Raw genomic sequence first — 25,967 nt, 5'->3', positions numbered from 1 at the left:
GGGTGGGCTCCCTCAGGGTTTCACTCCCCTCGCTCCGAGCGAGGCGGGGGTGAGTGTTGGTTAATGTGTATTTTCCTACTTAATTAGTAGACATAGCTCTCGTTTCGGGATGCGAGATTCGAGGAACGGGTGGACCACGTAGGGTTGGGGACGTGTCAACCGCCGAGATCCAGCCTGCTTCCGCGACCGCCGATGTGCCGGAGTTGGTGGTCGGATTCGACCTGGACATGACGCTGATCGATTCGCGGCCGGGGATCCAGGCAGTCTGGGACCTGCTCGCCGCGGAGACCGGCGTACCGATCGACTCCGAGCTGGTGGTCAGCCGGCTCGGGCCACCGCTGATCTGGGAGATGGCGAACTGGTTCCCGCCGGAGCAGGTCGACGCGATGGTGTCCCGGTACCGGGAGCACTACCCGTCGTACGCGATCACCGGAAGCCTGCCGCTGCCGGGAGTCGCCGAGTCGCTGGCCGCGATCCGGGCGCTGCGCGGGCGGACGATGGTGGTGTCGGCGAAGTACACCCCGTCGGTGCGGCTGCACCTCGAGCACCTCGGCCTGGACGTCGACGAGCCGGTCGGTGACCTGCACGGAGCCGAGAAGGGTACGGCGCTCTGCGAGCACAAGGCGACGATCTACGTCGGCGACCACACCGCGGACATCGACGGAGCCCGTGCGGCCGGTGCGGTGGCGGTGTCCGTCGCAACCGGTCCGTTCACCGCCGACGAGCTCCGGGCGTACGGCGCGGATGTCGTACTGAACGATCTCACCGAGTTCCCGGCCTGGCTGGATGCGTACGTGCTGGAGCAGCGGCTGGACGCGTTGATGCGGCGGCTGTCGAGCTACGACAAGCTGGTGGTCGCGTTCAGCGGCGGCGCGGACTCGGCGTTCCTGCTCGCGGCCGCGGCCCGGGCGATCGGTCCGGCGAACGTGGTCGCGGCGACGGCGATCTCGCCCTCGCTGCCGACGGCGGAGCTCGAGCCCGCAGCGCGGTTCGCGGACGGGATCGGCGTACGTCATCTCACCCCGCACACGCACGAGATGGAGCGCGAGGGGTACCAAGCCAACTCGGGCGCCCGGTGTTACTTCTGCAAGGCCGAGCTGGTCGAGACGCTGCAGCCGATCGCGGACAAGTTCGGCATCACCGCGATCGCGACCGGGACGAACGCCGACGACGCGATCGCCGGGTTCCGGCCGGGCATCCGGGCCGCGTTCGAGCGGGGCGCGATCACGCCGCTGAAGGACGCGCGGCTGACCAAGGCGCAGATCCGCGAGGCGTCCCGCAGTTGGGGACTCGAGACCTCGGACAAGCCGGCCGCCGCGTGCCTGTCCAGCCGGATCGCGTACGGCATCCGGATCACGCCGAACCTGCTGGCCCGGGTCGACCGCGCCGAACAGGCGGTCCGCTCGCGGCTCTCGTCGTACGGCGTCGAGAACGTCCGCGTCCGTGATGTCGGGGAGACGGCAAGTATCGAGATCGACGCCGCGTTGCTGGATCAGGTCGATCACCAGGTGCTCGTCGACGCGGTGGTCGCCGAGGGGTTCCCGGCCGCTCAGGTCGACCCGCGGGGCTTCCGGTCCGGATCGATGAACGAACGGTTGAAGGATCCGGACAAGTACCGCTGAGGTGTGGGCTTGGACAGATGCGGGAAGCCTGCCGGTTCAGGTAGTTTCCCGGAGGCGCCGCGGCGCCGGTTCACGTACGCTGGGTTTCCGGCCGGGCCGCGTGTCCGGTCTTGTTCCGACGATTGACGACTGAAGAGGTTCCCGTGCCCGTTGGCAAGGTGAAGTGGTATGACTCCGACAAGGGGTTCGGCTTCCTCAGCAAGGAGGAAGGCGGGGACGTGTACGTCCGCGCCGAGGCGCTGCCCACGGGAGTGACCAGCCTGAAGCCGGGCCAGAAGGTCGAGTTCGGCGTCGTCGAGGGACGCAAGGGCGAGCAGGCTCTCCAGGTCCGGCTGATCGACCCGCCGCCGTCGGTGGCGAAGGCGATGCGGCCGAAGCCGGAGGAGATGCAGCTCGTCATCGAGGACCTGATCAAGCTCCTCGACAACGTCGGCGAGCAGTACCGCCGCGGCCGCCACCCCGACGGCAAGGCCGCCCGCCAGGTCGCCACCGTCCTCCGCGGCGTCGCCGACAAGCTCGACGTCTAGCCTCGGCGGTCGATCAGGGCCTGGATGCCGTCGAGGACGGTGTCCAGGCCGAAGGTGAACTCGGCGGTGTCGAAGTCGCCGGCGTACCCCTCGGACGGTGGCTGCTCGAGGGTGGCCGCGATCCCGGGGAAGCGGTCCGGGGTGGCGAGCATCGCGAGTCGCCGGGTGTAGCGCAGGTCGGCCTCGCGGGCGGCGTCCGGCTCGGTGTGCATGCCCGCGGTGAGCTGCGCCGTACCCCGGACATAGATGTTCACCAGCAGCATCGACGACAACCGGTCCGGCGGCGACAGCGGCGTACCGTCGAACGCCTGCAACGCTGACTCCATCCAGGTCAGCTGGTTGGGTGACAGCGGCGGCTCGGTGACCGGGATCTGCAGGATCCACGGATGCTGCCGCAATCCGTCGCGGAACGCCAAGGCCCAGGCGGTGATCCGGTCCCGCCAGCCGGTGTGCGCGTCCAGGTCCGGGGGCGTGCCGAACGCGTGCTCCAGCATCACGACGTACAGGTCGTCCTTGGCGTCGACGTACCGGTAGAGCGACATCGTGGTGAAGCCGAGCTCGGCCGCCACCTTGCTCATCGAGACCGCGGCCAGCCCGCCCGCGTCGGCCAGCTTGACCGCCGCGCGGGCGATGTCGCTGATGTGAAACGCCGGCTTCGGCCCCGGCCGCTGGCGGCCCTCGATCCCCCACAGCTGCTGCAGCACCCGCGGCAGTTCCTCGTCCATGACTCTCCTCTGCTCCGTCCCTCCACCCTATCTGTTTACAGCATAGACAGTCTTGGATATGGTCTGTGTATGGCGCACACAGTGTGCGGCGTAGACAGATAACCCGGAGGGTGTCATGGGTACGACGGAACGGGCGGGACGCAAGGAGTGGATCGCGCTCGGCGTGCTCGCACTGCCGCTGCTGCTGGTCTCGATGGACGTCTCGGTGCTGTACTTCGCGGTCCCGTTCATCAGCGCGGACCTGGGCGTCTCGGCGACCGAGCAGCTGTGGATCTTCGACATCTACGGATTCGTGCTGGCCGGTCTGCTGATCACGATGGGCTCGCTCGGCGACCGGATCGGGCGGCGCCGGCTGCTGGTGTTCGGTGCGATCGGGTTCGGGCTGGCGTCGGTCGCAGCGGCGTACGCGCAGAGCCCGGAGCAGCTGATCGCGGCCCGCGCGGTGCTCGGTATCGGCGGCGCGACCCTGATGCCGTCGACCCTGGCGCTGATCCGGAACATGTTCCACGACCCGGCCCAGCGGTCGAAGGCGATCGCGTTCTGGAGCGCGGTGATGATGGGCGGGATCACGCTCGGCCCGGTGCTCGGCGGCTTCCTGCTGGAGCACTTCTGGTGGGGCTCGGTGTTCCTGATCAACACCCCGGCGATGGTGTTGCTGCTGGTGCTGGCGCCGATGCTGCTGCCGGAGTTCAAGACACCTCGGGCCGGCCGTTTCGACCTGATCGGGTCGGTGCTGTCGTTGGCCGCCGTACTGCCGGTGATCTGGGGGATCAAGGAGCTCGCGGCCAATGGTGCGTCCGCGTTGCCGGTGGTGTCGATCGTGGCCGGGTTGGTCTTCGGGGTGCTGTTCGTGCAGCGGCAGCGGACCGCGGCGTACCCGATGCTCGACCTGTCGATGTTCCGGAACCGCGCCTTCAGCGGTTCGCTCGCCGCCAACACGATCGGCACGCTGGCGCTGGTGGGCAACGCGGTCTTCCTGACGCAGTACCTACAGCTCGTGCACGGTCTGAGCCCGTTCAAGGCGGCGCTGTGGTCGCTTGCCCCGTCCATCCTGGTCGGTGGTGCTGCTCCGCTCGCCACGGTGCTCGCGGGCAAGATGGACCGCGCGTACGTGATCGGTGGTGCCTTCGTCCTCGCTGCGACCGGGTACGGCGTACTGACTCAGCTGGACGCGGACTCGTCGCTGGCGGTGCCGCTGACCGGCGCTGGTCTGCTCGCGGCCGGGCTCGTCATGGTGATGTCCCTGGTCACCGAGGCCGTCGTCGGCTCCGTCGCCCCCGAACGCGCCGGCTCGGCGTCGGCGGTGATGGAGACCTGCTCCGAGTTCGGCGGCGCGCTGGGCATCGCGATCCTCGGCTCCATCGGTACGGCGGCCTACCGCGCCGATCTCCCGTCGGACCTCCCGTCCGACGTGGCGGACCCGGTCCGCGAAGGCCTCCCCGCCGCCACCGCCGCGGCCGCCCACCTCCCGGCCGACGTGGCCGACACCATCCTCACCACGGCCCGCCACGCCTTCACCCACAGCATGAACGTCGTCTCCCTCGTCGGCTGCCTACTCCTCCTCACCACCGCACTGGCCGCCACCCTCACCCTCCGCGGCACCACCCCCCAACATCCCACCCCCACCGACCCCGCCACCCCCACCCCCACCCCCGACCCCATCTCCACCCCCGAACTCCACCTAACCGCCTAACCCCCAACACCAACTGGGCCCGCCGGACAAGCCACAACCTGCCCGACGGGCCCAGAACCCTGTCCCCGGTCCCCGGTCCCCAGAACCTGTCTCCTCCCCGGTGCCCGGGGTACGGGAGGACGCGACAAGCTCCTCGGCGCTGCCTTCGGTCGGGGCTTTGGACACGAAGTGGGGTCCTCGGACATGGCACAACCTGCCCGACGGGCCCACAACCCTGTCCCCGGTCCCCAGAACCTGTCCCCGGTCCCCGTGCCCGGGGTGCGGGAGGTACCGACGGGCTGCTTGGCGCTGCCTTTGGTCGGGGCCTTGGACAAGAAGTGGGGTCCTCGGACATGGCACAACCTGTCCGTGCACCCCAGAACCTGTCCCCGGCCCCGATCCCCGTGCCTTGGGGTGCGGGAGGTACCGACGGGCTGCTTGGCGCTGCCTTTGGTCGGGGCCCTGGACAAGAAATGGGGTCCCCGGACATGGCACAACCTGTCCAAGCACCCCACAATCTGTCCCAGGTCCCTCCAGATGCACGGTCCCCAGGGGATGACTAGTGCCTCGCCAGGAAACGTCGAGGTCGTTACGGCACTTGCCTTCCGCGCGGTCAGTTCAGGGGAGAACCTCGCAGCTGCACCCTTCTACCTACGCATTCCCAGGGTGAAGGGACCAGATCAGGGGTGAACCCCGCACCTGGCCGCCGGGGCGGGCTTCGGGGTGGTGGTCACTGCGGATTACCTCCCCAACCTTGCTTGACGCGGCACGAGATCCCCGGAGGTGCCCCGGTCCCAAGGTGATCAGGTCCTGGGCGTGACCTGGACCCCGCTGGTGAGAGAGGTCGCGACGGGTCGCTCGGCGCTTTTTGGCCGGGCCTTGGACAAGAACTGGGTCTCCGGACATGGCACAACTTGTCCGAGGACCCCACAACCTGTTCCAGGACCCGCCAGATGCCCGCCTTGGAGTGGTCGGGTCCTGGGGGCGAATAGGTTCCGCGGGTGGTGACCAGGTCCCCAGGTTGTGTCCTAGGTCCCGGTGGGTGGTGAGTGTGTCAGCGGTACAGGTGCCGGCGGGGAGGTTTCGGAGGAGGGCAGCCCGGGAGGGCTGTGGTCGGCGCCGGGGTTGGCGGTTGTCTGGGCTAGCGCGGGGGGCGGCGGGGGGTGTCGCCGCCGGGGCGGCGTCTGAAGAGGCCGCGGTCGCGGTCGTGTTCGACGGTTGGCTCCTCGGACCAGGGGGCCTGGTCTTCGACGGTGTCGTCGGCATCGTCTTCTGGTTGGCCGCTCCACCAACGGCCGATCGGCTGGTCCGGGGGTTTGCGGGCGTCCGGCTGCCGGGCGTCCGGCTGCCGATCGTCCTGGTCGGTGCGGAACTCGACCGTCGGCTCGTCGTGGCGGCCGGAGCGTTGGGCCCGGTTGGCGCGTTGCTCGGCGACGCTGGTCGTGAGGATCGTCCGACTCGTGGACGTCGCCTGATGCTCCGTCGGGCCAGGCCGGCTGGGGTGCGGGCCGGCCGGCTTCGGCGGGTGCGGCGCGCGGAGTGGTGGGGCCGGCGCCGGGCGGAAGCGCAGTACCAGGAACACGACGATCAGCAGTACGGCGGCCAGGAAGCCGAAACCCAGCCGGGGGAGCAGGGGGAGGATGATGCCGAAGCCGCCGCCGATGACCCATGCCAGTTGCAGCACGGTCTCCGAGCGGGCGAAGACCGACGTACGCACGGACTCCGGCACGTCACGCTGGATCATCGCGTCCAGCGACAGCTTGCCGAGTGAGCTGCACAGGCCGGCGATGAAGCCGAGCGCGATCAGGAACACGAAGCCGTAGAACACCGCCACTCCGAGCGCGACCGTCGCGTCCGCGATCAGGACGACCAGCACGACCGTCTCGGGTTTACGGGCCTTGAGCAACGATCCGAGCACGGTGCCGAGGCTGTTGCCGATCCCGGCCGCCGCGATCACCGCGCCCGCCGCGAGCGCGCCGTCGATCCCGCTGATCGGCTTGTCCCGGAGCAGGAACGCCAGGTACATGGTCAGGAACCCGGACACGAACCGCAGCCCGAGATTGCACCGGATCCCGCGTGCCACGGCCGCCGTGATCGCGCGCCGTCTCGCGTCTCGTCCCGCCGTACCCGTGATCTCCTCGCCGGCCGGCGAGTCGACCGCGCTCGGCAGCCGGATCGCGAGGATCAGGCCGATCGTGTAGACCACCGCGGCCCAGCGCAGCGACCACTGCGGGCCGATCGCGGCGAACGCGGCCGCGATTCCGGCGCCGATCGTCGCGCCGGCGACACCGGCCAGCGAGATCCGGGAGTTGGCTGTGACGAGGGTGATCTCCTTGGGGAGCAGGCGCGGTACGGCGGACGCCCGGGTGACGCCGTACGCCTTGGAGGCGACCAGGCAGCCGAGGGCGGCCGGGTACAGCCAGCTGGACGTGCTCCCGTTCATCGAGGCGGCGAGGCTCCAGACCAGGAACCCGCGCACCGCGAGCGTCGCACCGATCGCCCAGCGGCGGCCGTGCCGGAAGCGGTCGAGGATCGGGCCGATCAGCGGTGCCATCAGCGCGAACGGCGCCATCGTCAGCACGAGGAACAGCGCGACCCGGTCCCGGGCCTGGTCGCTCGGCACGGTGAAGAACACGGTCCCGGCCAGGGAGACGGCGAAGGCGGTGTCACCCGCGGCGTTCACCGCGCCCAGCTCGATCAGCCGGGAGAGCCCCGACTCGCCGGCACCTTGTGCACTGGTCAGCCCGCGGATCCGCCGACCGGTGGCGCGTCCGACCTTGCCGCTGACCGAAGCGGTCTTCTTCGAGGCGGCCGCGACCCCGTCCGCGCCGACCTTCGACGCGTGGCCCACCTTCTTACTGGCACTGCCCAACTTGTCCCGGGCGTCGCTGAACCGCTCGCCCGCAGACTTCCCGGCCGGACTCTCATCGGTTGGCTGCCCACCCGCCGGCTGCCCACCCGCCGGCCGCCCCCCGGCAGGCTGCGCGCCGGCGGGCTTGCCACCGGGCGTCGCCTTCGGGTCGGCGGGGTCTGGGGTGTGCATGGAACTATCCTGCCTCCTGCCGGGGACAGACCGGAGTCACGGCACGTTCGGGTCAGCTTCCGGAGCATGCGAGAATGGGCGATTGTGACTCCCGTCAGAACTCCGGAACCGGTGCGTGCCAAGCCCGACGCCATCTGTGTCGCGGCCGTCGAACCGGCCCGCGAGGCCGCGATCATCGAGGCCGGCGCCGCGGTGGTCGGGGAGCACCTCGGTCATCGGGTCGAGGGTGAGCGCCTCGTCACCCACTACTTCGCGTCCACCCACCCCGGGTACCGCGGCTGGCGCTGGGCGGTCACGCTGACCCGCGCCTCCCGGGCGAAGACGGTCACCGTCAACGAGGTCGTCATGCTGCCCGGCGACGAGGCGATCGTCGCACCGGAGTGGGTCCCGTGGTCGGACCGGGTTCAGCCCGGCGACCTGCGTCCCGGCGACCTGTTCCCGACCCTCCCCGACGACCCGCGCCTCGAGCCCGGGTTCACCGACACCGCGGGTGCTCCCGAGGACGTACTGACGGTCGTCGAGGAGCTCGGACTCGGTCGCGAGCGCGTCCTCTCGCCGTACGGTCGGGAAGACGCAGCCGACCGCTGGTACGGCGGAGACTTCGGGCCGACGTCCGCGATCGCGCAGGCCGTCCCGTACAAGTGCCACTCGTGCGGGTACTGGATCCGCCTGGCCGACAGCCTCGGACAGGCGTTCGGCGTCTGCGCCAACGAGATGGCTCCGGGCGAGGGCCGCGTCGTCGCGTACGACTACGGCTGCGGCGCCCACTCCGACGCCGTTATCGACATCCCCGACCAGCCGATCGCCGAACACGCCTTCGACACCACCGGCTACGACGCCCTCGAACTCGAGGCCGCCGCCAAAGCCGATGCCCTCGAGGCCGACGCCGTAGAGCCCGAGGTGGATCTCACCGAAGCCGCCGCGGAAGAACTCGCCGAGGTAGACGCCGTCCAGGCCGAGGTGGAAGCAGCCGCCGAGCCAGAATCCGACGACGAACTAACCCAGCAATAACCGGAACTGGCCGAGCCACCGACTGTTGTTCCGGGTGATTCCCCAACCGTCAGTCTTCGACCTCGCTGCGGTGGCCGGCTTGGATGGCGGCCCAGCGGCGGCGGCAGTACCAGAGGCCGATCAGGCCGAGGCCGAAGCCGGCGACGGTGACCCAGAGCCACCAGCCGTGGCCGTTCTTCTCCAGATCGGCGCGGAAGATCAGGACGACGACGAACGCGACCGCCCAGGCGATGATGCCGGCGATCACGCTGGGGATGCCGGACAGGTCGAGCGGCTTGACCTCGGCGTGCACCAGTTCGCCGCGGGCGAGCTGACTCGTCGGGTCGTTGCGCTTCTTCGGCGCTGCCGCCTCCTCCTCCGTCACAGGCTCAACCTTAAGGCACAGCTGAGAACGGCTTGCCGTTAGTGCTCGCAACCTGGCGGTGAGAACTGGCACGATGCCGTCATGAGCTCGCCCCAGGCCACGACGGCCCGCTCCAGGTCAGGTTTCCTCGAGTCCTACTTCAAGATCAGTGAACGTGGGTCCTCCCTCAGCCGGGAGGTTCGCGGCGGGCTGGTCACGTTCTTCACGATGGCCTACATCGTCGTGCTGAACCCGCTGATCATCGGCACCGTCAAGGACGGCGACGGGCAACTGGTCGGTGGTGGCACCAACCCGGATGTGTCGATCGCGAAGGTAGCGGTCGCCACGGCGCTGGTGGCCGGCGTGGTCACCATCCTCATGGGCGTCCTGGCGAACTTCCCGCTCGCGCTGGCGACCGGGTTGGGGCTGAACGCGTTCGTCGCGTTCTCGATCGCGACCAAGATGACCTGGGCCGACGCGATGGGCCTGGTCGTGCTGGAAGGTCTGGTCATCCTGGTGCTGGTGCTCACCGGGTTCCGGAAGGCCGTGTTCGAGGCGGTGCCGCTGCAGCTGAAGATCGCGATCAGTGTCGGCATCGGCCTGTTCATCGCGTTCATCGGGTTGGTCGACGCGGGCCTCGTGCGCCGGCCCGCCGCGCCGGACGGGCCACCGGTCGAGCTGGGGAGTGCCGGGGAGCTGCGGGGCTGGCCGGTCCTGGTCTTCGTCTTCGGCCTGCTGCTGATGGTCACGTTGTACGCCCGCAAGGTGAAGGGTGCGATCCTGATCGGCATCGTCGCCTCGACCGTGCTGGCGATGATCTTCCAGGCGGCATTCAACCTCGGGCTGCGCAAGGACAACCCAGGCGGCTGGGGCCTGCAGGTGCCGGAGCTGCCGGACAAGTGGTTCTCGAAGCCGAATCTGGATCTCCTCGGTGAGTTCAACCTGTTCGGGTCGTTCGAGCGCATCGGGGTGATCGCGGCGCTGCTGATCATCTTCACGCTGATGCTGGCCGACTTCTTCGACACCATGGGGACGATGACCGCGATCGGCGCCGAGGCCGGCCTGCTGGACAAGGACGGCATCCCGCCGAACTCGCAGCGGATCCTGGTCGTGGACAGCGTCGCGGCCGCGGCCGGTGGTGCCGCGTCGGTCTCGAGCAACACGTCGTACATCGAGTCCGCGTCGGGTGTCGGCGAGGGCGCCCGGACGGGGCTGGCGAGTGTGGTCACCGGGATCTGCTTCCTGATCTCGATGGTGGTCGCGCCGCTGGTCACCCTGGTGCCGTACGAGGCTGCGACGCCGGCGTTGATCCTGGTCGGTTTCCTGATGATGACGCAGGTGAAGGGGATCAACTTCGACGACATCGAGGTCGCCTTCCCGGCGTTCCTGACGATCATCCTGATGCCGTTCACATACTCGATCTCGGCCGGGATCGGGGCCGGCTTCGTCTCGTACGCCGTACTCAAGGCCGTCCGTGGCAAGAGCCGCGAGGTGCACCCGCTGCTGTGGGTCGTGTCCCTGCTCTTCGTCCTCTACTTCGCCATCCACCCGCTCCGCGACTGGCTCACCTGAGCCGGAGGTACCGGCGCGAGCCCGGTGAAGTTGGCGGTGCCCACGTCAACCTTCAGCAGGGACGCGCTGATCAGCATCGGGTGGGTTCAGCAGCGTGATGTCGTACGACCGGCCACCGCGGCTGATGCCCCACAGGTCGCGCTGATCGCGAGCATGCCGAAGGCAACAAATTACGGCTCTTGTGCTGGGTGTGTGGGTGATAAGGGCCGGGGGTCTGCGGTGCGGTCGGTGGGTCCGGGGGGCTGCGGGGTCACCCGTTGGGGAGTGCGGACATCGGGTGTGGTGTCCGCGGTCCCGATCAGGTGTCCGAGGTCCGGAGAGTTGCTGGATCGAGTCCCCGGGAAGACCCGGCGTACCGACGAACGGGTAGTAGTCGGCGACGCCTCACCCGACCGGCCGGCATTCAGGCCGACCGCCTCATCCAGGTGCGAGCGCGGGCTGACCACTACCCGTCCGTCGGTACACCGGCCCGAACCCTGGTACGCCGCCGTCGTAGCCGAGTCACCGGGAATGCCGCGGGCCGGTTATGCGTTTTCTTTAGCAAAGGTAATGAGTTAAGGTAAAGGTATGCCCGAAGTCGTAGCGCAGCAGGTGAAGAGTGACGTCGGGCTGGCGAGTGCCCTGAGGTCGTCCACCTTGCGGTTGTCCCGGCAGCTCCGGCGGCAACGTGAGCCAGGTCACGACCTGACCGCGAACCAGCTCAGCGTGCTCGGCGCGCTGTCCAAGCACGAGGCGATGACGATCGGCGAGCTGGCCGCTCACGAGCAGGTGAAGCCGCCGTCGATGACGCGGATCATCACCAACATGGAGGAGGCGGGCCTGGTCGTCCGCCGCCCGAATCAGACCGACAAGCGCCAGATCATGGTCGAGCTGACCCCGCGCGCGGACGAGCTGATCCACGCCAACCGCCGGCGTCGCGACGAGTGGCTGCAAACCAAACTCAAGCAACTCACTCATGAGGAGCGCGACATCCTGCGCAAAGCAGCCCCCGTTCTCGAACGCCTGGCGGCCAGATGAGCCCGACCTTCCGCGCGTTCAAGGTCCGTAACTTCCGTCTCTACGCCTCCGGTGCGATCGTCTCCAACGTCGGCACCTGGATGCAGCGGGTCGCCCAGGACTGGCTGGTCCTCGAGCTGACCCATTCCGGTACGGCGCTCGGCATCGTCACCGGACTGCAGTTCCTGCCCGCCCTCCTGCTCGGTCCGTACGCCGGTCTCGTCGCCGACCGCTTCCCGAAGCGGCTGGTGCTGACCTGCACGCAGATCGCGATGGCCACCGTCGCCCTGGTGCTCGGTGGTCTGACGATCGCCGGTGTGGTCCAGCCCTGGCACGTCTACCTGCTGGCCCTGCTGTTCGGCGTGGGCACCGCCTTCGACGCGCCGACCCGGCAGTCCTTCGTCGTCGAGATGGTCGGCCGCGAGGAGTTGTCCAATGCCGTCGGGCTGAACTCGGCGTCCTTCAACGCCGCCCGGCTGCTCGGCCCGGCGCTGGCCGGTCTGCTGATCAACTGGATCGGCACCGGCCCGGTGATCCTGATCAACGGGTTCACCTATGCCGCCGTGATCCTGTCGCTGCGGTTGATGCGGGTCTCGGAGCTGCACACGCCGAAGCCCGCGGCCCGCGACAAGGGGATGATCCGCGACGGCATGCGCTACCTGTGGCGCCGGCCGGATCTGATGATGGTGCTCGTCGCGGTGTTCTTCGCGGGCACCTTCGGGCTGAACTTCCAGCTGACCTCGGCGCTGATGGCGACGAGTGTGTTCCACAAGGGCGCGGGGGAGTACGGCATCCTCGGCTCGGTGCTCGCGATCGGCTCGCTGGCCGGTGCGCTGCTGGCGGCCCGCCGGGTCCGGATCCGCGCTCGCCTGGTGATCGGCGCGGCTCTGGCGTTCGGTGTGTTCGAGATCATCAGTGCCTTGATGCCGACGTACCTGACCTTCGCGCTGGTGCTGCCGCTCGTCGGGCTGGCCTCGCTGACCATGCTGACCTCGGCCAACGCGACCATGCAGCTGAGTATCGCGCCGACCATGCGCGGCCGGGTGATGGCGCTCTACATGACGGTCCTGATGGGCGGTACGCCGATCGGGTCGCCGTTCATCGGCTGGATCGGGCAGGAGTTCGGCGCCCGCTACTCGCTGATCGTCGGTGGCGGCATGACGATCATCGGCACCGTCGGTTCGGTGCTGTACTTCTCCCGCCGGCGCGGCCTCGCGATCCGGCCGCGGCTGCTGCCGCGTCCCCGGCTCGAGGTGCTGCCGCAGACCGAGCTCCTCGGCGAGAAGGCCGTGGTCGACGCCGCCCCGCAGACGGAGGTTCTCGCCGGCAAGGACATCGGGCCTCGGGTCGCTTAGGGCCGGATTCGGGTCAGCAGGCGGGCGGCGAAGAACAGCGCGTCGACGTCGGTCCGGCGTTCGGTGCGCATCGCTGCCGGGTCGTGCCGCGGCTTCGGGCGCTCGAGCGGCGTCCGGGCCGTGCTGACCCGGAGGAAGCCCTCGACGCCGAAGCGGCCCTCGTTCGGCCTCCACTCGACATCGATGATGTCGGCGAGCGGCACCGGCCACGGGTCTCCGTTCGCCCGCTTCTTCCGCCCCGCCATCCGCTTGTACGCGAACACAAGCCGTCCGTTCGCCACGGACAAGGTCGCGTCGCGGCCCTCGATCTCGTCGGGTGCGACCGGCGGCGCGACCAGCCAGCGTACGGCGGAAGTCGTCGGGACATCGCGCCGGGCGAGTGTCACCCGGATCTCGGTCGCCAGCCGCTCGGCGAGCGCGCGATCGGTGAATGGGAAGGTGTACGGATCGATCAGTGCGTCGAAGTACCCACCGGTGACCGACTGCAGTGGATCCGCCTGCTCACGCAGGATCAGCCGGAGCACCGGAGCATCCTGGCTCACCTCGACCGCCTGCAGCGCCTCGACCGGAACGATCCGCTCGCCCAGCCGGGTCCGCAACGAATCGGTCAACGTGCCCAGCTCGCCGGCCGACGCGTCGTACCGGATCCTGAGCGTGCCTGCCCCGTCCCAGTCGACCGTTCCGTTCGCGCTCTTCAGTTCACCACCCGCCACCCTTCCCATCATCCTCGGTCGGCGGGTTCATGCGCACAGCTTGCCGTCACGGTCACAATGGGGTGTGACTCATTACGAACTCGTCGTCATCGGGACCGGCTCCGGGAACACGATCGTGAACCGCCGGTTCGCGGACCGGAAGGTGGCGATCGTCGAGCGCGGCACGTTCGGCGGCACCTGCCTGAACGTCGGCTGCATCCCGACCAAGATGTTCGCGTACACCGCCGACCTGGCCTACACGCCGTCGGTGAGCTCCCGGTACGGCGTCGACGAGCAGCGGCTCGGCGTCGACTGGCCGGCCATCCGGGACCGGATCTTCGGCCGGATCGATCCGATCGCGGCCAGTGGCTCGGAGTACCGGCACCACCACGTCGACAACGCCAACGTCACCGTGTACGACGGCACCGGCCGGTTCACCGGCGTCAAGGAGCTGACTGTCGACAACAAGGACGGGACGACCAGCGTGTTCAGCGCGGACCAGTTCGTCCTGGCGACCGGCAGCCGCCCGATCGTGCCGTTCATCCCCGGCCTCGAGGAGACCGGATACCACACCTCGAACACGATCATGCGGCTCGAGCAGCTGCCGCGGCGGCTGGGCATCATCGGCAGTGGCTTCGTCGCCGCCGAGTTCGCCCACATCTTCTCGTCGTACGGCGTCGAGGTCACGCTGATCGCGCGGTCGGAGCTGCTGCTGCGGCACGAGGACACCGACATCGCCGAGCGGTTCACTCAGCTCGCCCTCAGCCGGTACGACGTCCGCCTCGATCACGAGACGATCCGGGTGTCCCGACGGGAGAACGGATCGATCCTGATCGGCATGCTCTACCCGGACGGCGCGGACGAGGTCGAGGTCGACGAGCTCCTGGTCGCCGTCGGCCGCACCCCCAACTCGGACCTGCTGAACCTGGACGCCACCGGCGTCGAGGTCGACGACCAGGGGCGCGTGGTGGTCGACGACTACCAGCAGACCAATGTCGACGGCATCTACGCGCTCGGCGACGTGACCTCACCGCACCAGCTGAAGCACGTCGCGAACCACGAAGCCCGGGTGGTGAAGCACAACCTGCTGAACCCGGCCGACCGGATCAAGGCCGATCACCGCTTCGTCCCGCACGCCGTCTTCAGCTCACCACAGGTCGCCGCGGTCGGCCTCACCGAGCAGGAGGCCCGCGACCGCGGGATCCCTTATGTCGCAGGCGTCGAGAAGTACGCCGACATCGCGTACGGCTGGGCGATGGAGGACACGACCGGCTTCGCGAAGATCCTCGCCGACCCGAAGACCGGCCAGATCATCGGTTGCCACATCCTCGGCCCGCAGGCGTCCGCGGTGATCCAGCCGGTCATCCAGGCGATGAGCTTCGGCCTCGACGCGTACTCGATGGCGCGCAACCAGTACTGGATCCACCCGGCGATGTCGGAGCTGATCGAGAACGCGCTGCTCAAGCTGAAGCTAGACCCGGAAGGCTGAGATCACATCGCCGACCGCGTCCAGGGTGTCGAGGTCGGGCAGGCTGATCATCACCTCGGCCACGCCCGCCTCGGACAGCTCGCGGAAGCGGCCGATCTGGTCGTCGACCGTGCCCGCGTTGACCGAGGCGGCGTACCGGGCCGGGTTCAGATTGCGCGGGCGGAGCCGGTCGACCAGCTCGTCCACAGCCCGGGAATCCTTACCCACAAGGGTTGTGGACAGATGCGTGAGCTCGACCTTCCCAGAGAGGTAGGAAGCCAGCTTGCGCACCTGAGCGACGTCACCGAAGACGTTGACCGCGTCGGCGTACCGGGCGGCCAAGCGCAACGTCCGTGGACCGCTGCCGCCGACCAGCACCGGCAGATGCTCCTGCAAAGGTCGCGGATAGCACGTCGTGTCCGGCACCTCGAGGACCTTGCCGTGGAACGGTTTGTTGCCTGGTCCCCATAAAACCGGCAACAGCTGTAACGCGTCCTCGAGCAGCGCATAGCGTTTACCAACCGGTGGGAAGGACCAGCCGTAAGCCTTGTGCTCCGCCTCGAACCACGCCAGCCCGACGCCGCAGACGGCCCGCCCACCACTCAGTACGTCGAGAGTCGCGGCGATCTTCCCGAGATGCGCGACGTTCCGGTAGGTGATCCCGGAGACCAGGGTCCCCAGCCGCACCCGCGTCGTACACGCGGCCAGATACCCCAGCGTCGTCCAGCTCTCCAGGAAGTCCTCCCAGGCCCGCCCGACCTGCGGGATCTGCCGGAAGTGATCCATCACGTAGATCGCGTCGAACCCCGCCGCCTCGGCCTTCTCTCCGACCTCACGGATCCACGCGGCCGTTCCCGTCCGTCCGGCCGGGTGCGTGTAGCTGCTCAACTGCAACCCGAACCGCAACCTTGCCGGCGCCTCCACCTGCCGCGTCGCAGCCGCCCCGGCCGCCACGAACGCCTCCGGTACGACGCGCAGCACGGTCGGCTGCAGCACGTCGTCGTACCCCTCCTCCGGCAACTCCTTCTTCACCGCGTTCCAGGACCGCAGTTGGGCGGTCAACACATCGGCAGGGATCCGCTTCGGCCGGGATCGATTCCGCCGCCGGCACTCGTCCGCAGGAGTGTCGAAACCGACTGCCACACAAGGCATCCCGGCCGCGCGCGCCAGCCCGAGCCACCGCAACCGCCGCTCCCGATCCAGCCCGAGCGTGTCGATCACCGTCGTCAGCCGGCGACCGATCCGTTGCCGCACCACCTCTTCCAGCAACGCGAACGCGTCCGCACTGGCCGTGATGTCGTCCTCACCGGCCCCCACCAACGCCCGCAGCCGATCACTGGACACGATCAACTCCGCCCCGAACCGCTCCGCCGCCCACGACGACTTCCCGGACGCCCCCGGCCCGACCAGCACCACCACACAGGGCGACGGCAGCTTCAGTTCATCCACAAAAGCAGTTTCCACCACGGATAGAGTTTTGGGATGCGATTGTTCGTGGCCGTGGTGCCACCCATCGAGGTAGTGGAGGATCTGAGCGAGTTCGTGGAGCCGCGGCGGGAGCATCCGGATGACGACATCCGGTGGGCCGCGGACGAGCACTGGCACATCACGCTGGCGTTCCTCGGCGACGTGCCGGACTGGAAGACCGAAGAACTGGGGGAGCGGCTCGAGCGGGCCGCGAAGCGGCAGAAGCCGTTCGAGCTGCAGCTGACCGGCGCCGGCGCGTTCCCGGGCGTGCCCGACGCCCGCGTGCTGTACGCCGGGGTGCGCGACGAGACCGAGTCACTCAAGCACCTGTCGATGACGACGCGGGCGGCGGCGAATCGGGCCGGAGTCACCGTCGAGGGACGGAAGTTCACGCCGCATCTCACGTTGGCGCGGTTGCGGCGTCAGGTCGATGTCACCAAGTGGGTCAGGGTCTTCGACACGTACGACGGTCCCGTCTGGACCGCGGGCAGCGTGCAACTCATCGAGTCCCGGCTGGGTGAGGGCCCGGGACACAGTGCGGCGTACGCCACAGTGGGCGAATGGGACTTCTTAGGTTAACCTCAGGAAGGTTAGCCGTACCTAATGTCGTGAGAGAGTTCCGCCATGCTCGCCAACTACCTGATCGGACTCCGAGAAGGACTCGAGGCCTCGCTGGTCGTCAGCATCCTCGCCACCTTCCTGGTCAAGTCCGGGCATCGTGATCGCCTCAAACTGGTGTGGATCGGTGTCGGCGCGGCCCTCGCGGTCGCTGCCGCCGCCTGGGGACTGCTGCAGTTCGTCACCGCGCTGACCGCGCGCTCGTTCACCGCGCAGGAGACCATCGGCGGGGTGATGTCGATCCTCGCGGTCGGCTTCGTCACCTGGATGATCTTCTGGATGCGCAAGGCCTCCCGGGGCATCGCCAAGGAGCTGCGCGAACGGATGGGCCAGGCCCTGGAGATCGGCTCCCGGGCGGTGGTGATCCTGGCGTTCCTGGCGGTGTTCCGGGAGAGCATCGAGACCGCGTTCATCGTGTACGCGTCCGCTGCCCTCGCGACCACCGCCGTACCGCTGATCGGCGTCCTGCTCGGGCTGGCCACGTCGGTGCTGCTCGGCATCGCGATCTACCGGGGCGCCGTCAAGGTCAACCTGGCCGTGTTCTTCAAGTGGACCGGTGCGGTGCTGATCCTGGTCGCGGCCGGCATCTTCGCGTACGGCTTCCACGACCTGCAGGAGGCCGGCGTCCTGCCCGGCCTGCAGCATCTCGCCTTCGACATCTCGCACGTCGTCCCGCCGGACAGCTGGTACGGCGTATTGCTCAAGGGCATCTTCAACTTCAACCCGGCGCCGACCGTCCTCGAGTCGATCGCCTGGCTCGCCTACCTCGTCCCCGTGCTGATCCTGTACTTCCGCCCGGTCAGGACCCCGGCGCCGCCCGCCGTACCGGCGAAGACCGCCGAAGAAGCGATCTGATCCACCCTCACCTGTCCAGGAGAATCATGTTCACGTCCACGGCCCGCCGGGTCTCCGTCCTCGGTGTCGTCCTCGGCCTCGCCTCGCTCACCGCGTGCGCCAAGGACACACCGGCCGCGAAGGACGACGGCACCGGCCCGGTGTCCGTCAAGGCGACCGACTCCGAGTGCTCGCTCAGCCGCCGCGACGTCAAGTCCGGCACCAGCACCTTCTCCGTCTCCAACGGTGGCAGCAAGGTGACCGAGTTCTACGTGTACGCCGACGGCGACCGGGTGATGGGTGAGGTCGAGAACGTCGGCCCGGGCCTGAAGCGCGACCTGATCGTGGAGCTGCCGACCGGCAAGTACCAGGCGGTCTGCAAGCCGGGCATGGCCGGCGACGGCATTCGCGGCGACCTGACCGTGACCGGTGACGCGCCCGCGCAGACCGACGAGGACACCCTGCTGAAGCAGGCCACCGACAGCTATCAGCGGTACGTGAACTCACAGGCGGTCGCGCTGGAGCAGAAGACCACCGAGTTCGTCACCGCGGTGAAGGCCGGCGACGTCGCCAAGGCCAAGGCGCTGTTCCCGGTGTCGCGCACGTACTGGGAGCGGATCGAGCCGGTCGCGGAGTCGTTCGGCGACCTCGACCCGAAGATCGACGCCCGGGTCAACGACGTCGAGCCGGGCACCGAGTGGACCGGCTACCACCGGATCGAGCAGGCGCTCTGGGTCTCCAACACCACCAAGGGCGTGGAGAAGTACGCCGACCAGCTGCTGGTCGACGTGAAGACGGTGGTGGCGAAGGCCAAGGTCGTGAAGCTCAACCCGCTGCAGCTGGCCAACGGCGCCAAGGAACTGCTCGACGAGGTTGCCACCGGCAAGGTCACCGGCGAGGAGGACCGCTACTCGCACACCGACCTGTGGGACTTCCAGGCCAACGTCGAGGGTTCGCAGGCCGCGGTCCAGGCGCTCCGGCCGGCCCTGCAGACCCGGGACGCGGCGCTGGTCACCCAGCTGGACACGAACTTCAAGGCGGTCTTCGCCGCGCTGGACAAGTACCGCGAGGGTGACGGCTTCAAGACCTACACGGCCACCGAGGCGGAGAAGAAGCAGCTCGGCGCGGTGGTCGACGGACTGGCCGAACCGGTCAGCAAGGTCGCCGGAGTGATTGCGCAGAAATGACCGACGACACAGCTGCTTCCGCCCCAGCCCGGCGGGGCCTCTCCCGCCGGAGCCTGTTCGGCGCGGCCGGAGCCGCGGTCGCGACCGGCGTCGCGGGGTACGCCGCCCACTCGGTGCTGTCCAGTGAGCCGTCGCAGGCCGCGGACAACACCGGTCCGGTCGAGTTCCACGGTCCGCACCAGGCCGGGATCACCACTCCGGCGCAGGACCGGCTGCACTTCGCCGCGTTCGACGTGACGACGACGAACCGGAACGACCTGATCGCGCTGCTGAAGGAATGGACCGCCGCGGCCGCGCTGCTCACGGCCGGCCGCGACATCGGTCAGTACGGCGCGGTGAACGGGCCGGGCGAGGCGCCGCCGGAGGACACCGGTGAAGCCGTCGGCCTGCCGCCGGCCCGGTTGACCCTGACGATCGGGTTCGGTCCGGGCCTCTTCGACAAGCGCTTCGGCCTGGCGTCGAAGCGGCCCAAGGCCCTGGTGGACCTGCCGCACTTCATCGGCGACGATCTCGACCCGGCCCGGTCCGGCGGTGACATCGCCGTACAGGCCTGCTCGGACGACCCGCAGGTCGCGGTGCACGCGATCCGCAACCTGGCCCGGATCGGCTTCGGCCGGGTCGCGGTCCGCTACTCCCAGCTCGGCTTCGGCCGGACGTCGTCGACGTCGAAGGCGCAGACCACCCCGCGGAACCTGTTCGGCTTCAAGGACGGCACGAACAACCTCAAGCTCGAGGACGCGGACAAGCTCGAGCAGCAGCTCTGGGTGCAGCCCGAGGACGGCCCGGACTGGATGGTCGGCGGCTCCTACCTGGTGTCGCGGCGGGTCCGGATGAACATCGAGATCTGGGACCGTACGTCGCTCGGCGAACAGGAAGCCATCATCGGCCGGGGCAAGGGCACCGGCGCGCCGCTGGGCAAGGCGGATGAGTTCGACACGATCGACTTCACCGCGAAGAACGCCGACGGTGAGCCGAAGGTCGCGATGGACTCGCACGTCCGGCTGGCGCACCCGCAGTTCAACAAGGGCGCCGAACTGCTCCGCCGCGGCTACAACTTCGTCGACGGCTCCGACGGTCTCGGCCGCCTGGACGCGGGTCTGTTCTTCCTCGCCTACCAACGCGACCCGCGCAAACAGTTCATCCCGATCCAGAACCAGCTGGCCAAGAACGACACCATGAACGAATACATCCACCACGTAGGCTCCGGCATCTTCGCCTGCCCCGCCGGCGTAACCCCCGGCACCTACTGGGGCGAGAAGCTCTTCACCTGAGTCTGCCACCCGCTGATGGGCTGACCCACGTGCTTGCGGGTTGGCCCACCGGAATCGGGTGGGCCAACCCGCCGACGGATGGGTCAGCCCATCAGACGTGGTGGAGCGTGGCTGGTTGGACTACTTGACAGCTCCGGCGGTGACGCCGGCGACGAAGTGGCGTTGGGCGAGGAGGAAGCCGATCACCACGGGGACGCTGACGACCAGCGCCGCGGCCATGATCTGGTTCCAGTAGATGTTGGTCTGGGTGGAGTACTGGCGCAGTCCGACGGACAGGGTGTGGTTGGCCTCGGTCGTCATCACCGAGGCGAAGAGGACCTCACCCCAGGCGGTCATGAACGAGTAGATCGCGACCGCGATGACACCCGGCCGGGCCGCCGGCAGGACCACTCGCCAGAGCGCGCCCATCGGGCCGCAGCCGTCCACGAGCGCCGCCTCGTCGAGCTCGCGCGGGATGCTCTCGAAGTACCCGGCCAGCATCCAGATCGAGAACGGCAGGCTGAAGGTCAGGTACGTGATGATCAGCCCGAGTCGCGTCCCGACCAACTGAATGCCGAACTGGTTGTTGATGTTCACGAAGATCAGGAACAACGGCAGCAGGAACAGCACACCCGGGAACATCTGCGTCGACAGCACCGTGGTGGTGAACACCGACCGCCCGCGGAACCGGAACCGCGACACCGCGAACGCGGCCAGGATCGCGATCGCCACCGAGAACACCGTCGCGGCCACCGACACGATCGTGCTGTTCACGAAGTACCGCGCCAGCGGCACCGTCTTCCACATGTCCACGAACGGCGCCAGCGTCAGGTTCGACGGCCACCAGGTGAACGCGCCCTGCACGTCCTTCAGCGGCTTGAGCGACGACGTCGCCATCACGTAGAGCGGGATCAGCACGAACAGGCCGAGCACGACCAGCACGACGCCGCGGTAGAGCTTGAAGCCTCTGGTCTCACGCACGACGCGACTTCCTTCCGGTGACGAGCAGGTAGGTGCCGGTGACGATCATCAGGAAGATCAGCAGCAGCACGGACATCGCCGAACCGGTGCCGAAGTTCCAGGTCAGGAACGACGCGTTGTAGATGTGGAACGTGATCAGGTCACCGGCCGGCGGCTGCGCCGTACCGAACAGCACGTACGGCGTGTTGAAGTCGCTGAACGTCCACAGGAACAGGACCAGCACCAGCACCAGGTTGACCGGCCGCAGCGACGGCAGCGTGATGTTGCGCCACTGCCGCAGGTTGCCGGCGCCGTCCACCGAGGCTGCCTCGTAGATGTCGCGCGGGATGCTCTGCAGCCCGGCCATCAGCGTGAGGAACGCGAACGTCCACAGCTTCCAGGTCGCGACCGTGATCAGCGAGACCAGCGCGTTGCCACCGATCAGCCAGAACGGCCGGTCCGAGGTGAGATGCAGGTTGTCGACGATCACGTGGTTCACCACACCGGTGTCCCGTTGCAACATGAAGTTCCAGGTCAGGATCCCGGCGTACGCCGGAAGCGCGTACGGCACCAGGAACAACGTGCGGACGAAGCTCCGGCCCCGGAACGACGGCTGCAGCGCGACGGCCGCGGCCATCCCGAACACCCACGACAGCGCGACCGTGACGAGGGAGAAGGCGACGGTGACACCGAACGACTTCAGCAGGCCCTGGCCGACGGCGTTGTTGAAGTCGAGCGCCACCTTGTAGTTGTCGAACCCCGCCCAGGGCGCGGCGGACCAGTTCGCGATGAAGAACTTGGTCAGTTTGACGAAGCTCATCCAGATGCCGGTCAGCATCGGGATGATGTGGATGAACAGTTCCAGCAGCACCGCCGGAGCCAGCAGCAGATACGGCAGCCACCGGCTCAGACCTGGCCGGTGTTCGGGGCCGCGCCCGGCCTTCTTCGCCGGCTCGGTCGTGGCCGGCGATGTCGCTTCGGTTGTGGCGACGGACATCCTGGCGGTCGCCTCCTCTCCCTCGAAGTGCTGAGACGTGCGTTGCGTCCGAAGAAGTGTGGGTCAGAGGCCACACATCTTCGGACGCAAGCGCCGGTGGTCAGCTGCCTGCGGCGACCTGGTCCTCGGCGGTCTTGAGGGCCGCCTTCACGTCATCGGCCGTCACCGTTCCACCGGTGGCGATCTTGGCGAACATGGTGTTCATCGCCTTGCCGACAGTGCTCTCGAACTGGTCCTCGGCCGGCACCAGCGGCAGCGGCTTGGACTTGGTGTTGTACACGTCGGCGAAGGTCGCCGCCTCGGCCGCGTCGGTGGTGAACACCGGCTTGGCGTCCTTCAGCACCGGCAGCGAGGAGAACGGCTTGCCCAGCGTGGTCTGGGTGGTCGCGTCCGTCATGTACTTGACGAACTTCAGCGCCGCGTCCTTGTGCTTGGTGTTCTTGAAGATCGACAGGTTGATCCCGGCCACGTGGCTGGCGACCGGCGCCGCCGCGCCCTGCGGTGCGGGGAACGGTACGACGCCGTACTCGCCGGCCTTCATGCCGTTGGCAACGATCGAGTTGTCGGCGTTGTTCTGGTTGATCACCATCGCCACCTTCTTGGTGGCGAAGTCGTTCACCGACTTGGTGCCGTTGTCGTACTGCGCGTTGGACGGGTTCGCGACCTTGTCCTTCTGCATCAGGTCGAGGTACCGCAGCACGCCCTGGACGTTGCCGTCACCGGTGAAGGTCGGCTTGCCGTCCTTGTCGAACCAGTCCGCGCCGTTCTGCGCGGCGTTGATGAACGCGAAGTGCACGTTCTCGGTGTAGCTGCCCGCCGCCAGCGACATGCCCCACTGCTTCTTCGCGGGGTCGGTCAGCTTCTGCGCGTCGGTGACCATCTCTTCCCAGGTCTTCGGCGGCTGCAGGCCGGCCGCGGCGAACATCGCCTTGTTGTAGTACAGGCCGTAGGCCAGACCGTAGAGCGGGACCGAGGTCGGGTCGGTGCCTTCCTTGCCGCCGGTCGCCAGCGCCGTCGGCACGAACTTGTCCTTCCCCCCGATCGCGGTCATCGCGTCGCCGTCGAACGGCAGGAACGCGTCGGTGGCCTGCAGCGAGGCCGCCCAGGTGTTGCCGATGTTGACCACGTCCGGGCCCTGACCCGAGGTGGTCGCGGTCTGGATCCGGGTCTGCAGGTCGTTCCAGCCGATCACTTCGAGGTTGACCTTGATCCCGGTGTCGGCGGTGAACTTCTGCAGGACCGGGGTCAGCACCTCCTTGTCGTTGTCCAGGCTGGTGCCCTGGTTGCTGGCCCAGTAGGTCAGCGTCTGGTCACCACCCGAACCGCCGCCGGAGGAATCATTCTTGTCGCCACCACCACACGCGGCGAGGCTGATTCCCATGGCGGTCGCCGCCACCGCGGCTACAAACGAACGCAGTCTCACGTCGGACTCCCTCGTCCCGTCGAGCCTCCACAGACCTGCGAAGGCGGATCGGCCCCCATAGTGGCCTAACCGGTTAAGTTTCGAAACCCTAACCGGTTCAGTTGGCGGTAGTTCGTTACTGCCTCGTGACTCATCCAACCTCTCGTGGGCCTCCGGCAAACGCAATCCGACACACTCCGGAACCACGCGATTTCAAAGAGTCTTAACTCGGCCGTACTCCGGCCTCTTCCCGTCGCGCGAAGGGATATCCCCTCGGGACGTCGGTTCTCCCCTCCCACACCAGGGGAGAAGGCTCCGTTCCAGGGGATATCCCCTCGAAGGTCAGGCGACCGGACCGGAGGAGCCGCGGCGGTGGAGTTCGCCGGGAGGTGCCTCTTCGTGGAGCTCGGGGTCGCCGGCGACGATCCGGAGCAGGAGGTCGGCGGCCGCGCGGCCGCGTTCCATCGTCTTCTGGTCGACCGCGGTGATCCCGGGGCGGGCCAGTTCGCACAACGGCGAGTCCTCCCAGGCCAGGATCGAGACCTCACCGGGCACCGCCGTACCGAGATCCATCGCCACCCGGAGCGCGGCCACGGCCATCAGGTCGTTGCCGAGCACGATCGCGGTCGGTGGGTTGGGCCCGGTCAGCAGCTGCCGGGTCAGCTCGGCGCCGTCGTCGTACCGGTAGGTGCCCTCGATGTGGCGCACCGTGATGCCGCGCCGCACGGCGTGCTCCTGCAGCATCCGCATCCGCAACTGCTCGTGGATGAACGTGAACGGACCGCTGATGTGGGCGACGTCGCGATGGCCGAGTTCGACCAGGTGGTCGAGCAGCAGCGTGACGGTCTCCTCCGGCGAGCTGATCAGCCGGCCGACCTCGTCGCCCGGGTCGTTCGAACTCACCACCACGCAGGGCACCCCGAGCTCCTTGAGCAGCGGGATCCGCGGGTCGTCGTTGTGCTCGTCGAACAGGATGAACCCGTCGACCCGCCCCTGCCGGGACCATCGCCGCAGTACGGCGAGATCGTCGCCGTGCTCGCCCGTCAGCCGGAGCAGCAGGGACGAGTCGACCTCGTTCAGGTACTGCTCGATGCCGACCAGGGTGCGCATGTAGAACGCTTCGGTCGAGATCAGCGCCGGGTCGCGGGCGATCACGATGCCGATCGTCCGGGTCCGGCTGGCCGAGAGGGCGACGGCGGCGGAGTTCGGGTGGAATCCGAGCTCCTCGGCGAGGGCGAGGACGCGTTGCCGGGTCTCCTCGCTGACGCCGGCGCGACCGTTCAGCGCGTACGAGACCGAGGCCTTGGAGATCTGCAGACGGCGCGCGAGATCGCTGATCGTGACTCGCCGGCGCCCACTGGTGCTCGCCGGACCGTCGTCGGCGTTCTCACTGCCCGCCCCGGATCCGGTTGTCGTCATGTCTGCCTGCCACCCCGCACAGACGCGAGATTAGCAGCGGGTTCGTGGGACTAGCGGTTGTCCCACGTTTTGGATAGCGTTTTCCCATGACGCCTGACGAGCCGCTGCGACTGGATTTCCTGCCCTGGGAGTACAAGCGGAAGGCGTCGGAGGAGGAGCGGGAGCGGCAGGCCGAGCGGCAGGCACGGCTCGGCGGGTCGATCGAGCTCGCCGAGGATGTGTACGTCGCGGAGTCGGCCGCGGTGTACTGCGACGAGCTCCGGATGGGGGAGCGGTCGTATATCGCGGCGCACGCCTACGTCACCGGGCAGATCGTGCTCGGATCCGACTCGACCATCAACCCGTTCGCGGCGGTCCGCGGCCGGATCACGATCGGCGACGGGGTCCGGATCGGCGCGCACACGTCGCTGATCGCGTTCAACCACGGCACGGCCCCGGGACAGCCGATCTTCCAGCAGCCCCACACCGCCCTCGGCATCACGATCGGCGACGACGTCTGGATCGGCTCCAACGTCACCATCCTCGATGGCGTCACCATCGGCCCCCACACCATCATCGGCGCCGGCGCAGTAGTCACGAAGGACGTCCCAGCCAACACCATCGCCGCCGGCAACCCCGCTCGAGTGCTTCGCACGCGCGAAGTGGGAGAAGAGTCGGTCGCCTCGTCTCAGGCCCCGACCGCCACCTGGTCGCCGGCGCCGGCCGCCGTCTCGTCCCCGGTCCCGGACAGCGCCCCCTCTCCGGTTCCCGCCGGCGGTTCATCCCCGGCTCTGGCGGCCTCTTCCCCCGCCGGCTTGGTCAGCGTGA

20 protein-coding genes and 3 pseudogenes are annotated in these 25,967 nt (G+C 68.4%); 14 read left to right on the top strand and 9 right to left on the bottom strand.

All coding sequences use genetic code 11. The features are described 5' to 3' along the window. The first annotated feature begins 152 nt into the window (after window positions 1–152). Both larE and OG555_RS06630 read left to right on the top strand, forming a co-directional pair. Entirely contained in the window at window positions 153–1,622 is a 1,470-nt protein-coding gene (larE, locus tag OG555_RS06635; protein ID WP_329481925.1) for an ATP-dependent sacrificial sulfur transferase LarE, read from the top strand. A gap of 143 nt (window positions 1,623–1,765) precedes the next feature. Then, window positions 1,766–2,149, top strand: a complete 384-nt coding sequence (locus OG555_RS06630) for a cold-shock protein (RefSeq protein ID WP_329481924.1) — start codon at window positions 1,766–1,768, stop codon at window positions 2,147–2,149. Here OG555_RS06630 and OG555_RS06625 read toward each other — a convergent pair. Further along, window positions 2,146–2,874: a TetR/AcrR family transcriptional regulator gene (locus tag OG555_RS06625; RefSeq protein ID WP_329481923.1), complete on the bottom strand. Its 729-nt coding sequence runs from the start codon at window positions 2,872–2,874 to the stop codon at window positions 2,146–2,148. The two genes, OG555_RS06630 and OG555_RS06625, sit on opposite strands and share 4 nt — an antisense overlap. 115 nt (window positions 2,875–2,989) lie before the next feature. On the opposite strand from OG555_RS06625, the gene OG555_RS06620 reads away from it, so the two are divergent. Then, window positions 2,990–4,567 carry an MFS transporter gene (locus OG555_RS06620; RefSeq protein ID WP_329481922.1) on the top strand — a complete coding sequence of 526 codons (1,578 nt, stop codon included), beginning with the start codon at window positions 2,990–2,992 and terminating at the stop codon, window positions 4,565–4,567. Window positions 4,568–5,687: 1,120 nt separating this feature from the next. Here OG555_RS06620 and OG555_RS06615 read toward each other — a convergent pair. Continuing rightward, window positions 5,688–7,589: an MFS transporter gene (locus tag OG555_RS06615; protein ID WP_329481921.1), complete on the bottom strand. Its 1,902-nt coding sequence runs from the start codon at window positions 7,587–7,589 to the stop codon at window positions 5,688–5,690. Between the two features lie 66 nt (window positions 7,590–7,655). Between OG555_RS06615 and OG555_RS06610 the strand changes: the two are divergent. Next, window positions 7,656–8,426 (top strand): annotated as a pseudogene (locus OG555_RS06610) (DUF3027 domain-containing protein); the annotation flags it as partial. Between the two features lie 223 nt (window positions 8,427–8,649). Here OG555_RS06610 and OG555_RS06605 read toward each other — a convergent pair. Next, window positions 8,650–8,964 (bottom strand): DUF2530 domain-containing protein, encoded by a 315-nt coding sequence (locus OG555_RS06605; RefSeq protein ID WP_329481919.1) that lies wholly within the window; start codon window positions 8,962–8,964, stop codon window positions 8,650–8,652. 81 nt (window positions 8,965–9,045) lie between these two features. Between OG555_RS06605 and OG555_RS06600 the strand changes: the two genes are divergently transcribed. From OG555_RS06600 to OG555_RS06590, 3 genes are all read left to right on the top strand, one after another. Continuing rightward, entirely contained in the window at window positions 9,046–10,515 is a 1,470-nt protein-coding gene (locus OG555_RS06600) for an NCS2 family permease (protein ID WP_329481917.1), read from the top strand. Window positions 10,516–11,082: 567 nt separating this feature from the next. Beyond that, entirely contained in the window at window positions 11,083–11,532 is a 450-nt protein-coding gene (locus OG555_RS06595) for a MarR family winged helix-turn-helix transcriptional regulator (RefSeq protein WP_329481915.1), read from the top strand. Further along, complete coding sequence (locus OG555_RS06590; RefSeq protein ID WP_329481913.1) at window positions 11,529–12,866, top strand: MFS transporter; 1,338 nt, start codon at window positions 11,529–11,531, stop codon at window positions 12,864–12,866. The genes OG555_RS06595 and OG555_RS06590 overlap by 4 nt, the downstream gene beginning before the upstream one ends. On the opposite strand, the gene OG555_RS06585 is transcribed toward OG555_RS06590, so the two are convergent. Beyond that, window positions 12,863–13,579 (bottom strand): DUF4429 domain-containing protein, encoded by a 717-nt coding sequence (locus tag OG555_RS06585; protein WP_329481911.1) that lies wholly within the window; start codon window positions 13,577–13,579, stop codon window positions 12,863–12,865. The two genes, OG555_RS06590 and OG555_RS06585, sit on opposite strands and share 4 nt — an antisense overlap. A 64-nt stretch (window positions 13,580–13,643) precedes the next feature. Here OG555_RS06585 and OG555_RS06580 point away from each other — a divergent pair, with 64 nt between their 5' ends. Beyond that, entirely contained in the window at window positions 13,644–15,047 is a 1,404-nt protein-coding gene (locus tag OG555_RS06580; protein ID WP_329481910.1) for a mycothione reductase, read from the top strand. On the opposite strand, the gene OG555_RS06575 is transcribed toward OG555_RS06580, so the two are convergent. Next, window positions 15,030–16,475, bottom strand: a complete 1,446-nt coding sequence (locus tag OG555_RS06575) for an LLM class flavin-dependent oxidoreductase (protein ID WP_329481909.1) — start codon at window positions 16,473–16,475, stop codon at window positions 15,030–15,032. The two genes, OG555_RS06580 and OG555_RS06575, sit on opposite strands and share 18 nt — an antisense overlap. 33 nt (window positions 16,476–16,508) lie before the next feature. On the opposite strand from OG555_RS06575, the gene thpR reads away from it, so the two are divergent. Genes thpR through efeB form a run of 4 tightly spaced genes read left to right on the top strand, consistent with a single transcriptional unit; the run spans window position 16,509 to window position 20,403 of the window. Then, window positions 16,509–17,072, top strand: a complete 564-nt coding sequence (gene thpR / locus OG555_RS06570; RefSeq protein WP_329481908.1) for an RNA 2',3'-cyclic phosphodiesterase — start codon at window positions 16,509–16,511, stop codon at window positions 17,070–17,072. Window positions 17,073–17,117: 45 nt separating this feature from the next. Further along, entirely contained in the window at window positions 17,118–17,966 is an 849-nt protein-coding gene (gene efeU, locus OG555_RS06565; protein WP_329481906.1) for an iron uptake transporter permease EfeU, read from the top strand. Window positions 17,967–17,992: 26 nt separating this feature from the next. Continuing rightward, window positions 17,993–19,132, top strand: a complete 1,140-nt coding sequence (efeO, locus tag OG555_RS06560; protein WP_329481904.1) for an iron uptake system protein EfeO — start codon at window positions 17,993–17,995, stop codon at window positions 19,130–19,132. Further along, the gene (efeB, locus tag OG555_RS06555; RefSeq protein WP_329481902.1) at window positions 19,129–20,403 is read left to right on the top strand and encodes an iron uptake transporter deferrochelatase/peroxidase subunit; all 1,275 of its coding nucleotides are present in this window, start codon (window positions 19,129–19,131) and stop codon (window positions 20,401–20,403) included. The genes efeO and efeB overlap by 4 nt, the downstream gene beginning before the upstream one ends. Window positions 20,404–20,523: 120 nt before the next feature. Here efeB and OG555_RS06550 read toward each other — a convergent pair whose 3' ends face one another. From OG555_RS06550 to OG555_RS06535, 4 genes are all read right to left on the bottom strand, one after another. Beyond that, window positions 20,524–21,363 (bottom strand): carbohydrate ABC transporter permease, encoded by an 840-nt coding sequence (locus OG555_RS06550; protein ID WP_329481900.1) that lies wholly within the window; start codon window positions 21,361–21,363, stop codon window positions 20,524–20,526. Beyond that, entirely contained in the window at window positions 21,356–22,339 is a 984-nt protein-coding gene (locus tag OG555_RS06545; protein WP_329481899.1) for a carbohydrate ABC transporter permease, read from the bottom strand. The genes OG555_RS06550 and OG555_RS06545 overlap by 8 nt, the downstream gene beginning before the upstream one ends. 100 nt (window positions 22,340–22,439) lie before the next feature. Further along, window positions 22,440–23,762 carry an ABC transporter substrate-binding protein gene (locus tag OG555_RS06540; protein WP_329481897.1) on the bottom strand — a complete coding sequence of 441 codons (1,323 nt, stop codon included), beginning with the start codon at window positions 23,760–23,762 and terminating at the stop codon, window positions 22,440–22,442. Between the two features lie 321 nt (window positions 23,763–24,083). Next, window positions 24,084–25,160: a LacI family DNA-binding transcriptional regulator gene (locus tag OG555_RS06535; RefSeq protein WP_329481895.1), complete on the bottom strand. Its 1,077-nt coding sequence runs from the start codon at window positions 25,158–25,160 to the stop codon at window positions 24,084–24,086. A gap of 86 nt (window positions 25,161–25,246) precedes the next feature. Here OG555_RS06535 and OG555_RS42760 point away from each other — a divergent pair. Together OG555_RS42760 and OG555_RS42755 are read left to right on the top strand one after the other, a co-directional pair. Then, window positions 25,247–25,522: pseudogene (locus tag OG555_RS42760) on the top strand (acyltransferase); the annotation flags it as partial. A 120-nt stretch (window positions 25,523–25,642) separates the two neighbouring features. Beyond that, window positions 25,643–25,781: pseudogene (locus OG555_RS42755) on the top strand (DapH/DapD/GlmU-related protein); the annotation flags it as partial. Between the last annotated feature and the right edge of the window lie 186 nt (window positions 25,782–25,967).

Origin of the sequence: Kribbella sp. NBC_01484, assembly GCF_036227145.1 — a bacterium.
Taxonomy (GTDB): domain Bacteria; phylum Actinomycetota; class Actinomycetes; order Propionibacteriales; family Kribbellaceae; genus Kribbella.
Note: the sequence above shows the minus strand (reverse complement) of the source record. Positions and strands in the feature narration are given on the sequence as shown.